This is a genomic window from Moorena producens 3L (assembly GCF_000211815.1).
Lineage (GTDB): Bacteria > Cyanobacteriota > Cyanobacteriia > Cyanobacteriales > Coleofasciculaceae > Moorena > Moorena producens.
The window spans coordinates 119,258-132,266 of the sequence record NZ_GL890945.1 but is presented as its reverse complement, the minus strand read 5'-3'; the positions used below and the strand labels follow the sequence as shown (position 1 = coordinate 132,266).

The window sequence follows — 13,009 nt, the reverse complement described above, 5'->3', positions numbered from 1 at the left end:
ACGTATTGATCATACTTATGAGGTAAAGTCAATTTTATTCCCCCTATTCCCTATTCCCTACTCCCTACTCCCTACTCCCTACTCCCTACTCCCTAAAAACTAGGACGTTTTACCTAACCCAATTTAAAACTGCTAGATGAATCCAACTATTTCTACTATTCCAATTCAGCAACTAACCTCAGGCGATCGCATTTCGCTCCAAGTCTATAAATTCGTTGGCTCCCAACCAGGAAAGAAGGCATATTTACAAGGCAATCTCCATGGTTGTGAAATTGTTGGTAATGCGGTCATTCACCAGTTGATTGACTTTTTGAGCACTCTGGATGACACTCAGCTGACTGGGGAAATCTGGCTGGTTCCTGTTTGTAATCCAGCTAGCACTAATCAGCGTAGTCATTTCTTTGCCACAGGAGGATTCAATCCTTACGATGGTCAAGACTGGAATCGGATCTTTTGGGACTATGAAAAAGAGTGTGATGATTTAGAGGATTTCGCCCAATCTCAACTTAATTTGAACCCTGATGAAATCAGAAATAACTATTTAGCACGGATCCAGTCTAGCTTGAAACAACACTTAGAGGATTGCTACTCCCCTAGGGGATTACCGTTTCGTCACCTTTACCGCTATCAACTGCAATCTTTATGTGTAGATGCTAACTATGTGATTGATATCCATAGTTCTACTAATCAAGGACTTGATTTCTTGTATGGCTTCTACTCTCGGGAAAAAAGCGCCAAAGACTTTCTTCTCGATTATGGAATTGTGATGCATGAGGATGAGTATGATGGGGATGCTTTCGATGAAGCATTTATTAAGCCTTGGCAAGGGTTAGAGAAAGCCTTGGCTAAGTTAGGCAGAACCCTTCAGTTTGATATTGAATCATGGACCCTAGAATTGGGTTCTGGGATGCAAATGAATCCAGAGTCGGTGAAAAGGGGAGTATACGGTATCAAAAACTATTTGTCGAAAAAAGGAATGTTACAGTTGCCGGATTTTCCGATAACTGATCCAGACTCCTACCAAATGAAATTAGCATCTAAAGATAACATCGAGAGATACTATGCTCCGGCTGGAGGAATGATTCAATCGAGAGTTGAGTTAGGGAGTGTTGTCAAAGTAGGAGATAGACTTTATCAGCTACTGAGCTTTAATAAAGAAGGAAATCTACCGAATGTAATTGATATCAAGGCTGAGACAGATGGTTTAGTGTTTGATGTTTCAACAAATTATAGTGCAAATCAAGGGGAATATGTGCTATCAATACGGCAATTTGATAGTAAGCATTCAGCCGTCAGCCGTCAGCCATCAGGCTTGGCCTATGGCTGAGAGCTGATAGCTGAGAGCTGATAGCTGAATGTTGACATTTGATAATTCTGTAGGGGTGGGAAACAGTTAATTCAAACTTGGATTGTAATTAGGACTTGGGTTACTCAACATTTTGGCTTTAATTTTACTAACCTAAACTGTTGTGAATTTAAACTGTATAAGCCCGTGAAATCAACTAAAAAATATATATTCCAGTCCCCTTTATCATGCAGGCCTTTTGCCTTTTGCCTTGCTAAAACGCATTTTAAATTCGTTTTAGCTTACTGACTTTCTAAAGCCAAGTATCTTGTCCTTCTGGGGAATCTGAATTAAACCAACTAGCATCTAAATAATTAATTCGAGCAAAAGGACTCAAGGCTGATAACACATGGCGTCCATAACTGCGGCGGTTTACACGATTATCCAAGATGGCAACACAGCCTTGAGTAGCTCTAACTGGTGCCACTGCTCGTTGTAATTCTCTCAATGCTGTTGGTAACAAATACAAACGAAACCAATCCTGACGTTGCTGCTTGTAGTAAGCGACTCGACCAGCAACTAATGGATTTTCCAAAGAGGGAATTGGTAAGGTAGCAATCATCAACAGTTGGGGAGAAGGGATTTGAGCTTGATACCTATGCCAAAATTCCCAGCCACAAATCAAAATACTTCTGTGACTGAGACTGGTGGTTTCTACCTGCACTCGGGAACCACATTCTGCTGCTAAGACTGCCCCTAGCTGGGCTTTGAGGGGGACATCTCCGACTAAAATAACTACTGGTCTGGTGATGTCAGTACTTAGGTTTAGTAGGGTGCGAATTTCTTGAGTCAGAGCGTTTTGAAATCGCTCTGTATTGGGCATGGGTAGACGATCGGGCAAATACAGTTGAATCTGTCGGTGAGGGGAAAACTTCAAACAGGTTAACTCGCCTAATCCGATCTGCTGACGGTACACAGAGGCAGTTTTCTCTAAATCTAGAGCCCCACCGATTAGCACTACTGGCTGTCTCGACCAAATGGGATTTAAGGCTGTAGCCACTTCTACTGGTGCGCTATATAAGGAAAACTGACCTTGCGATCGCGCAACGGTTGCCCACATTAGCTGACCTGACTGCTGCCAGAAGTGGCAAAACTTTTCCCAGGGTTTTAGCCGATACAGAGATTGTGCTTCAGTGCTGAGGGAACTTAGTCGATCAAATAGCTGTTCCAAGCCATCTTGCTGATCTGCTTCAATCAGGTAGCACTCATAGGGGTTAGCAGGGCGCTGAAATAAGGCTTTGGTTAGCTTTACCCGCACATCCCGAATCAAATCAGCCTGTTGTGGATGGGCTTGCATCAGTGCGTCCCAGTCTTGGGGCTGGATGCAGCCTTTAAGTTGGTTACTGGTCCAAGATTCTAGGTCATCCACACCATCAATCACAGTAGGGATGTGATTAGGAAACCAGCCCTTGTGCTTCAAGCGGTCTGTTAGCCACGATTCTGGTGAAGTAATCAACAGTCCTTGGAAGGGTTGATCGGGAAACCTATCACTGGTATGAATTACCTTATCGCTACCAAACCACTGTTGTAAAAGGGGAATTTCCTTTTGCAGCAACCATTCTTGTATCCATAAGGGTGCTACTACGATCACAGGTCCAGACCAAACCAGGGCTGGTGCCAGGTAACTCAGGCGATAGGAAGACTGTAGAGAGGTTTCCTGCAAGGGTTCTAAACCGGTCTGAATCAAAGCAGAACGCCCTAACCGCAAGGCTCGTGCCACTAGCCTCGCCATAGTCAATTGGTGAGGCCAATTGGGTTGACCCTGCGATCGCAAAAAATCCCGTAACGAGGAATGAACTTTGACTTCAATCAAACTAGCATTCAACGGCTTTGCCTCGTTAAACTGAGCAATGAGCACTAATACTGTGATCTTAAATCATGTGTTGGGCAAAAATCGTGAAAGACTAGACGACTATAAATGGGATTAGGCTGCATCGAAGCCAGGGGTAGTAGCTCAGAATTTTCCTGATTTCCCAGTAACTATTGACATGAGGCGATTACCCTTGCTAGGGTAGTACCAGTAAAAAGAAATTGCCAAACTTTTATAGCTAACGCCCCAAAAAGACATGTTCAGCCCCAGCTATTACTTTTATTTTTGGTTTAGGAAGGTTCACCGGAGGTGAGGATAGTTCCATATGGAACCCCCCGGTGGACCGCAGCAATATAATCTGCGGTCCTTTGTTTTTTTAGGTAAAGCAGCGACAAGAGCAAGACATGACCACCTACCTTTACAACATTTACGGCTTTTACTTTTTTTGGCCCAGAAATCGTTCCGGGTAGTTAGGTCGTGCCAACCTTTCACAGCAACCCGGTTCCTTGAAGGTTCCGGGTTTTTTTTATGTCCATATCTGTAACTAAATCTGTAACTAAGGAGTCCATAACCATGTTGAACGCTAAATTAGCATTAGCTACTAACCCCAATCACCAAACCATCGTTAGACTCTCAGAACAAGTTGTCTTCGGTGGTTCAGAACTGGTGATTATTGGTGGTCCATGTACCGTAGAAAGTCACGCCCAGATGGAAACAGTGGCTACTAAACTTAAAGCTGCCCCGGTACAAGCATTGCGGGGAGGTGCCTTCAAACCGCGCACCTCCCCGTACTCTTTCCAAGGGCTAGGACTAGCAGGACTAGAAATTTTGTCTGATATCGGCAGGCGTCACCAAATCCCAGTAGTGACGGAGGTGATGTCGATTGGGCAAATTGAATCTATTGCTAACCACGCTGATCTGCTTCAGGTAGGTAGTCGCAATATGCAAAACTTTGACTTACTCAAAGCCTTGGGTAAGCAAGACTTGCCGATACTGCTAAAGCGGGGACTAGCTGCTACTGTTGAGGAATTCGTCATGGCAGCGGAATATATCCTCAGTCACGGTAACTCTCAGGTGGTGTTGTGTGAACGAGGTATTCGCAGTTTCGATAACTATACCCGCAATATCTTAGATTTAGGAGCAGTAGTAGCACTCAAGCAGTTGACTCACTTGCCAGTGATTGTAGACCCTTCCCATGCTGTGGGTAAGCGGGAATTAGTGGCACCTCTGGCAAAAGCTGCAGTGGCCGCTGGTGCAGATGGACTGATTATTGAATGTCATCCGGAACCAGAAAAATCTGTTTCTGATGCTAGACAGGCGCTTTCTATCGAAGCAATGGTGGATTTGGTTCATAGCTTAAAGCCGGTGGCAGCAGCAGTGGGACGACAGATTGTAGAACCTGTCACTCTTCCGGAGTTAGCGATTGACCTTGGCCAAAAGGCCACGCTACGCGAACGGTCACGCTACGCGAACGCATCTTAAGCAGAAACGACAATTTTTATTTATAGCGCTACTTGAGGTGGAATAGGGAACTTCGGACAAGGGAACAGGGAATGATTTAGCGTGGTCTTATAGCGCTGCATCGCTCTTTCCTACTGTTACCTGTTCCCTATTCCCTGTTACCTATTCCCATCAATGGTAGTTTCACATCTTAAATGAAAATGCTAGATTAGCCATCATTCTCCTAGCATCTGCAATTTGTATAAACTAGCGTACAATCCGTTTTGCCCTAACAATTCCTCATGGCTTCCCGACTCTACTAACTCTCCTCGCTTTAGTACCAGAATCCGGTCTACATTACGGATAGTGGAGAGTCGGTGGGCAATAATAATTGCAGTCCGCTGTTCTAACAGCCGTTCCAAAGCTTCTTGAATCAGAGCCTCGGTAGCCACATCTAAACTGGCTGTTGCCTCATCCAGCACCAAGATTTGGGGGTTACGAATTGCAGCACGAGCAAATGCTAACAATTGTTTTTGGCCAGCAGACAGATTAGTGCCTCGCTCTCGCAGCTGGGTATCGTAGCTTTGGGGCAGTTTTTCGATAAAGCTAGCCACGTTCGTCACCTCCGCTGAGGTTTTAATTGCCTCAATGGAGTAGGTTTCTCCTAAGGAAATATTACTTTTAACATCACCAGCAAAAAGAAATCCCTCCTGAAGGATGACCCCGATGTGGCGTCGTAGTTCTGCTTGGGGTAAATCCCGAATATCAATCCCATCTACGAGAATTCGCCCTTGGCTTGGTTCATAGAGGCGGCAAAGCAACCGAATAATGGAACTTTTACCTGCACCGGTCGGACCTACTAAAGCAACTTTTTCCCCTGGATGAATGGTAAAGTGCAAGTCTTTGAGAACATATTCATCTTCCTTGTAAGCAAACCAAACGTGTTCAAAGCAAATCTCTCCGTTTAGGGTTGTTCCCGTAGCGTGACCGTTGGTCAAAGGTTGTTCCCGTAGCGTGGCCTTTTGGCCAAGGTTAGACGGTTGTTCGGTATAACCATTGCCCAAGGATAAGTTAGAAGAGTGATGGGCTAGATCACCATTCAAGCTGCTTGGAGGCTTTATCGGTAAATCCCCAGATTGTTTCCGGTCTTGTTTCCCTCCCTCAAACTCTGGAGAACTTGCCACCTGCAACCGTCTGACCTGCAACCCTTCGGGGTCACGAATTTCAATGGTTTCATTCATAATGTCACTGATGCGCTCAATTGCAGTGAAACCAGCTTGGAGCATAGTGAATTTTTCTGAAAACCGACGCAAGGGGTCAAATAGCCGCTGAGCATAGAGGATAAAGGCAGACAAATCACCAAAACTCAGGTGATCTTTGAGGATAAAATGACCACCGCTCCACAACACTGCTGCGATCGCTACCAGGGAAATCCACTCTAGGGTTGCTGAAATCGCTGAATCGTGAAAGATGGTTTTGTCTACTTCAGTGACGTATTTTTGGTTAACCGTGCGAAACATCTCGGCATTGTATTGTTCACGGCGAAACAGTTGCACAATATTAATGCCAGAGATGTTTTCTTGCAGCATAGCGTTTAGGGAGGAAAGTTCTTCCCTAGATTTGTAGTTAGCTTTGCGATATTGTTTCTGGAAGTAAATAATAATAGTAGTCACTGGCAGGAGCATTAGCACTAAGATCGATGCCAGTTGCCATTGCACCAAAAACATGGTGCCAGCAATGACTATCATGGATAGTAAATCACCCACGATGCCAATGGCACCGGTGGAAAAGACATCGCCTAGGGCTTCCACATCGCTAGTGAGCCTGGTAATCAATTTGCCCACTGGTGTGCGGTCAAAAAATCTTACCGCTAGGGAGGTGACGTGCTCAAATAGGTCTTCCCGGATAGCAGCAGTGATTTTCTGACCTATCTTTACCACCACGAATCCCTGAATCCCAACAAAGACTAACCGGATTAGTATGGTTAATAGTAGTATAGAGATCAGAATATTGATGCTCTGTGAGAGAGAGCGCTCTAATAGGAAAGACCAAGTTCGCTCTTCTTGACGAATTAAAGAGATTACCTGACCGACAATTAAGGGTTGAATGGCACTTGCTACGGACAGGGGTATCAATAAAGTAATTGCAATAAATAGCGGGCCTTTACTGCGACGGGCGTAGGGGACTAGGCGTAGGAAAAGTCTCCAGTCGTTCTCTTGCGTTCGCATTTTTGGAGCTCCCTGTTTACCTGGTGATCTGCTGGTCATCTAACACTAAGGGTGTTGATTTAGTTGACAATTTGGTAGGAAAAATAGAATTGAGAGTAGTTTTAGTTAACCACGAAGACCGAAAGAACGGTAACGACTCGGGGGTTAAACGATAGGAGGATTGTCTCGATTGCTCAATTCTGAGGGTGGGCGATCACTACTCCAAGCCCACCATACATAGCCACACTGACATTGATAAAACTCTTGCCACTTCCGGCGGTGGTCTTCACATATCACTGGTGAAGACCGATTAATCCAAACCTTCTCAGCTTCTAGAACAGATGCTCGACAACTAGGACAGCAGAATTCCAAGGCATGGGTGGCTGATTTGGTCCACTGAGGCGGTAAGGGGGCAAAAGCATCCATATATATAGCAATCCTCTGGGGGTCTCGGGGGGTAATAGTTAGCAATAGTTACGTTAATTTGGGATTCTTTATTTCCCTGAAACTATTTTAGGGATTGTACCATCGAGAAATTCCCCTGAATCGGATATTGTTTTAGTTAGCTTGAGGCAGTACCTCTGGCATAGGATCTGGTCGTGCTAGTTCATGGCTGACGATATTGCCTAATTGAAAACACAAGGACCGATGTCTCATCCGTTATATCTCAATCTTATTTCCTTCTGTGGTATTTTTGCCCTATGTTTCATTGCTTGGCTCAGTTCAGAACATCGCCGCCTAATTCCTTGGAAAGTGATCATTTTCGGGATTGGTTTACAACTGGTCATGGGACTGTTAATATTCCTGTTTGCCCCCACCCGCCAATTCATCCTCGGCTTGAATGACGCTCTCAATGCTATCTTGGATGCTTCAGAAGCAGGAGCTAGGTTTATGCTCGGTGGTGGTAATTCTGCCTTTGTTCCTGATCCAGAATTGATGGTTGGTCCTGGTCCAGCGGGACGCTGGATTTACAGAGCAGTGGGAACTCCTTACGTTTCGGTTCCAGGGGATCGCCTCACTCCAGATAATCTGAATTTCGGCTTTATTTTTGCCTTCCGCTCCCTACCCCAGGTGGTTTTCTTTTCCGCCTTGATTGCTCTGTTGTATCGACTGGGTGTGATCCAGCCAGTGGTTCAGGTCTTTGCCAGACTATTCCGGGCAACTATGAGTATTAGTGGTGCTGAATCCCTATCAGGAGCAGCAAATATTTTTGTAGGGATTGAATCAGCGATCGCAGTCAAGCCATTCTTAGCCGATATGACCCGCAGCGAACTGTGTGCTATTCTTACATGCTGCTTTGGTTCGATTGCTTCAACAGTATTAGCTCTCTATACCAGTTTCTTGCGACCCACTTTCCCCACAATTACTGGTCACTTGATGTCCGCTTCTGTGCTAACTATCCCCGCCTGCTTCGTGATGGCGAAACTGATTGTGCCAGAAACCGATGTGCCGAAAACCTTAGGGAAGGTACCAACAGAGGAAGAAGACCCGAATCAGAAAAAACCTAGCCTCATCGATAGTTTAATTGTGGGAGCATCGGATGGAGTGAGGATGGCTGTGGGAATTGCCGCTGTAGTCATTGCAATCCTAGGCTTAGTCGCACTCGTCAATACTTTTTTTGCATATTTGGCTAATTTGACTGCTAGTGACAATCCCCTACTACAGCTAATCGGTAATATCTTTAGTGTGATTACCTTGGATAATATCTTTGGGGTACTATTTTTGCCCTTGACCTTTCTCACTGGTATTTCCCTAAATTGGCAAGAACTGTGGCAAGCCTCTGTCTTAATCGGTCAACGGTTATTACAAACCGAAATTCCTTCCTATCTTAAGTTAGCCCAGCTATCAGCCCAGGGATTAATTAGCGATCGCGCTATTTTGATTATCAGCTATGTCCTCTGTGGCTTTGCTCATATTGCCTCCTTTGGCATTTTTGTTGGTGGTTTAGCAAGTCTGGTTCCCGAACGTCGTGCTGACATTAGCGCCATTGGCTGGAAAGCTCTCTGGGCAGCAACTTTAGCTACATACATGACTGGCTGTATTGCTGGTGTGTTTGATTTCGGCAACCCAGCAATTTTGGGAAAATAGTCTCAAGTCAGCAAATGTGAAGTCTAAATTCTAAATTCTAAATTCTAAATTCTAAATTCTAAATTCTAAATTCTAAATTCTAAATTCTAAATTCTAAATTCTAAATTCTGAAATGGTAAAAATTGTAATTGATATTTCATAATTCCTCCTGCATAATTCCATGAAACGTAACCAACTTTTGCTGATTGGTCTAACTCTGCTAACTACCCTATTACTGATAATTGGGGGACGCACCCCTTGGTCTAAACCTGAACAATTGACTATACCAATACAATCATTACCAGCTCAAGCTCAATTGTCTGCCCTAGCAGCGTTTCCCACTACTGCTGATACCTCAGCCCATACTTTAAGACTTAATCAAGAACCTTATAAAGATCTCACAAAGCGCTTTCAGGTGGGTATACTGGAAGGGTATAAGGTTAGTACCATGGGTGGTTTCCCATTAATTGAAGCACCCGATGGTAACTTAGCCTACACGGTGCTTGTAGAACAAAGAGCGACAGATCGTCCATTAAGCAACCCTTCCCTAGCACAGATTGCTATTGAACAGTTTAGGCGGGGTGAAGGATTTCAAACTGGTAATTTTCAGCCAGTACCAGGAGGGGTGTCTCTTCCTTGGAGAGGTAGCTTAACCCTAGGTGGTCAGACTCAGCCAGTCAGTGGAGTGATCTTAGCGCGTCAGCTGGGTAAAAATGTGGTGGTGATGCTAATTTGCGCCACAGAATCAGCTCAGGGAGACGTTAAAGATGCCATTGCACTTTTGGCTAATACTCTCAAACCTCTTTAAGGTCAATGGCATGCTCCTTACGCTTCAGGGAAGCTGGTAATTGTCCATCGTCTATGGTGCATTAATTTTTATCCACCAAAGCTGCCTTTACTTACCAAATCTAGGCAGTTTTCTGTGCTGCTCACTTCTAGTAACATCGGATTAATTACCTCCTTGGAGGGTGGTTATTACTTGACTATTTAGTAGTTAGTAAAAAAAATAAACTAACCACTAATTAATAACCACCCTTAACAAAATTTTCTCTATAGACCAGGGCACTCAGTTTGACTTTATTGGTTTTTAAAAATAGGCTCAATAATCCGGATTTATTTGATTGAGCTTGTATTGATAATTAAGCTTTCACGCATGTAAATTATGAATCGGTGCTGATTGGGAGATTGGGAGATTGGAAGATTGGGAGATTGGGAGATGGATTGAAGCCTTTTGCACAACTGGATCGATCTTAAAATTTATAGCAACCGAATTATAGTTTAGGACAGAGTATTTTGGTTTAAAGGGAGCAGGGAGCATAAATATGTCTTAAGCTTTACTTCGACTGCTATAAATGCCTATTAGCTTACACCTGATGCTCTATAGCTTTTTTTTATCTATTTTTTAAATTAAATGGATAGGAAAAATTAGCGTTACCTAGTCTTGATATTATTTACTTAATCTTTAAGGATTTCGATAATAAATCAATGGTAGTGTATGCTAATTTTTAAAAAATCACACATTTATACTAAAAATCACTATCATGACAATTAATCAAATGGAATAGTCTATATTAAGGGTATAGTTTTATTTATTAAAAAAAATAACGGTAATTTATAAAAAAATTAATGTTTTTTAGGAAAATTGAGTTAGAATAACGTAATTAATTTCATGCGTTTATTGATTATTCAGTATGCTGGAGATTACCGTGAAGCCTTTGAACGCTTAGCTAACGGTGGACCTGAGACATACTATGCTCAGAAATATTCTGTAGATGCGGTAGCTGAAATTGGCAAACAAATTGGGGAAGTTGCAACTCTCTGTTGTATGACCGAAAAACCCTACAATCAGCTACTGGAAAAAGGAGTTCGTGCCATTGGTGCAGGGTTTAATGGAGAGATTAAGGTTAAAAATTTAATCAAATTGATTGAAGATTACCATCCCACTCATTTAGTTGTTCGCACACCAATTCGGGAAGTTTTTCGTTGGGCAATTCAGAATAATGTTCCAACCCTAGCCCTATTTGCTGAATCTATTCCAACCAGAAAGGTGCGTAACAAGTTTCGTAATTATTTACTAAGCCAATTATTAAATAATGATCGAATCCAATGGATTGGTAGTTATGGGATTGATTCCTCCCGAGTACTCCAGGACATAGGAGTCCAATCTGACAAGATAATTCCTTGGACTTTTATTGTTACTGAAACCCCAGAATCCTTGTCACCAAAAACTCTCCCAGCACAGGCCAAGTCTTGGCAACTGTTTTACATTGGGTCAATGATTGAAGCTAAAGGGGTTGGGGATATATTAGAATCTATCGCTAAATTAAAAGCTAATAAGTTTCCAATAAAATTGAAGATAGCTGGTAACGATAAAACAGGTTTCTTTGTCAATAAAGCTAAGCAGCTACAAATCGAAGACTGTGTAGAGTTTCTGGGAATAGTACCAAATAATACCGTAGTTCCTCTGATGAGAGAATCTGATCTTGTATTAGTTCCTAGTCGCCACGAATTTCCAGAGGGTTTCCCACTAGCAATTACTCATGCCCTTTGCGCTCGAACTCCAATCATTGCTTCAGATCACCCAATGTTTATTAATAAACTAAAAGATGGCATCAGTGCGAAAATTTTTCCTGCTGGCAACTCTGTTGCTTTAGCAGAATCTATTCAAAAGCTGCTTTCCGATTCAGATCTTTACCATAATCTGTCTATAGCCTCTTACGAAACCTGGAAGAGTTTGCAGCTTCCAGTAAAATTTGCTGACCTAATTAAGCGATGGCTACATGACTCACCAGAAAATGAACAGTGGTTAATTCAGCATCGGTTAAGTTCAGGGCGCTACAACTAAACATCTCCCTAATAAAAATTTACTAATTATTAGGATTACTAGCAATAACCAGCCAGAGCAAGAAGTCAGAATCTATAGGATTTCAGGTGCATTGTAAAAATTAATCGGATTAATACCAAGTAGAAACTAATAATTGCTAACTAAAAATGGAAGTTACTTTGTCAACTATACCTTTTAACCGCCCTGTTACTGTCGGAACGGAATTTGAGTATATCCAACAGACCATCAAGAACATGGATCTTTCCGGTGATGGTGCTATTACCAAACAATGTCATGCTCTACTCGAACAAATATTGTCAATTCCAAAGGTTCTGCTAACCACTTCCTGCACCCATGCTCTGGAAATGGCGGCACTACTATTAAACATCCAACCAGGGGATGAAGTCATTGTTCCCTCCTTCACCTTTGTCTCTACCATTAATGCCTTCATCTTACGAGGTGCTCAACCTGTCTTTATCGACATCCGCCCGGATACCCTCAATTTAAATGAAGAGAAATTAGAATCACTGATTACCCCTCGCACCAAAGCCATTGTCCCTGTACATTACGCCGGTGTAGCATGCGAGATGGATGCTATTTTGGAGATTGCTGGGCGCTACGGTATACCAGTTGTTGAGGACAATGCTCATGGACTATTTGCTAAGTATAAAGGCAAGTATCTAGGTACATTTGGTTGTCTAGCTACCCAGAGTTTTCACGAGACTAAGAACTTTACCTGTGGAGAAGGTGGCGCACTGTTGATCAACGACCCGCAGTATATCGAACGTGCTGAGATTATCCGGGAGAAAGGAACTAATCGCACTCGCTTCTATCGCGGTCAAATTGATAAGTACACCTGGGTAGACATTGGTTCGAGTTATCTCCCCTCAGGCATACTCGCAGCTTTCTTGTATGCTCAGCTAGAAAGTCGCCAACAGATTCAGAGCAAACGACAGCAAATTTGGGAGTACTACTACGAAAATCTCAAGGATTGGGCACCGGAGTACGGTATCCGCTTGCCAATTGTGCCAGAGTACTGTGACCAGGCATACCATATGTTCTACGTACTCTTACCGTCCCTAGAGAAGCGCCAAGCCTTGATTGCTCACTTAAAAGCTCAAGGCATCTACAGCGTTTTTCACTATCTGCCATTGCACTTGTCTGATATGGGACGAGAGTTTGGGGGCAAAGAAGGAGACTGCTTGGTGACTGAGGATGTAAGCGATCGCTTACTTCGTCTGCCCTTTTACAACGATATGACTGAGGCTGACCAAGCAAGGGTTGTGGCATCAATTAAGAAATTTTTCTGAACTTTA

Annotated in this window: 9 protein-coding genes; 6 read left to right on the top strand and 3 right to left on the bottom strand. The window is 43.2% G+C overall.

Translation table 11 applies throughout. From position 1 onward, the window contains the following. The first annotated feature begins 136 nt into the window (after positions 1 to 136). On the top strand, positions 137 to 1,327 hold the full coding sequence (locus LYNGBM3L_RS22190; RefSeq protein ID WP_009148994.1) for a succinylglutamate desuccinylase/aspartoacylase family protein: 1,191 nt from the start codon (positions 137 to 139) through the stop codon (positions 1,325 to 1,327). A gap of 271 nt (positions 1,328 to 1,598) precedes the next feature. Here LYNGBM3L_RS22190 and LYNGBM3L_RS22185 read toward each other — a convergent pair whose 3' ends face one another. Continuing rightward, complete coding sequence (locus LYNGBM3L_RS22185; RefSeq protein WP_009148984.1) at positions 1,599 to 3,203, bottom strand: helicase C-terminal domain-containing protein; 1,605 nt, start codon at positions 3,201 to 3,203, stop codon at positions 1,599 to 1,601. 480 nt (positions 3,204 to 3,683) lie between these two features. On the opposite strand from LYNGBM3L_RS22185, the gene aroF reads away from it, so the two are divergent. Next, complete coding sequence (aroF, locus tag LYNGBM3L_RS22180) at positions 3,684 to 4,637, top strand: 3-deoxy-7-phosphoheptulonate synthase (protein ID WP_071986924.1); 954 nt, start codon at positions 3,684 to 3,686, stop codon at positions 4,635 to 4,637. 194 nt (positions 4,638 to 4,831) lie between these two features. Here aroF and LYNGBM3L_RS22175 read toward each other — a convergent pair whose 3' ends face one another. Further along, on the bottom strand, positions 4,832 to 6,862 hold the full coding sequence (locus LYNGBM3L_RS22175; RefSeq protein WP_009148981.1) for an ABC transporter ATP-binding protein: 2,031 nt from the start codon (positions 6,860 to 6,862) through the stop codon (positions 4,832 to 4,834). Between the two features lie 105 nt (positions 6,863 to 6,967). Continuing rightward, a complete protein-coding gene (locus LYNGBM3L_RS22170; protein ID WP_009148978.1) occupies positions 6,968 to 7,228 on the bottom strand; it encodes a hypothetical protein in 261 nt (86 codons plus the stop codon). A 222-nt stretch (positions 7,229 to 7,450) separates the two neighbouring features. Between LYNGBM3L_RS22170 and LYNGBM3L_RS22165 the strand changes: the two genes are divergently transcribed. The 4 genes from LYNGBM3L_RS22165 to rffA all read left to right on the top strand — a co-directional run bounded on the left by LYNGBM3L_RS22165 (position 7,451) and on the right by rffA (position 13,003). Beyond that, positions 7,451 to 8,890 carry a NupC/NupG family nucleoside CNT transporter gene (locus LYNGBM3L_RS22165; RefSeq protein ID WP_009148975.1) on the top strand — a complete coding sequence of 480 codons (1,440 nt, stop codon included), beginning with the start codon at positions 7,451 to 7,453 and terminating at the stop codon, positions 8,888 to 8,890. Positions 8,891 to 9,050: 160 nt separating this feature from the next. Continuing rightward, on the top strand, positions 9,051 to 9,677 hold the full coding sequence (locus tag LYNGBM3L_RS22160) for a hypothetical protein (RefSeq protein ID WP_009148974.1): 627 nt from the start codon (positions 9,051 to 9,053) through the stop codon (positions 9,675 to 9,677). An 861-nt stretch (positions 9,678 to 10,538) separates the two neighbouring features. Then, entirely contained in the window at positions 10,539 to 11,714 is a 1,176-nt protein-coding gene (locus tag LYNGBM3L_RS22155) for a glycosyltransferase (RefSeq protein ID WP_009148973.1), read from the top strand. A gap of 146 nt (positions 11,715 to 11,860) precedes the next feature. Beyond that, positions 11,861 to 13,003, top strand: coding sequence for a dTDP-4-amino-4,6-dideoxygalactose transaminase (rffA, locus tag LYNGBM3L_RS22150; RefSeq protein WP_009148972.1), 1,143 nt, complete (start codon positions 11,861 to 11,863; stop codon positions 13,001 to 13,003). Positions 13,004 to 13,009 lie beyond the last annotated feature (6 nt).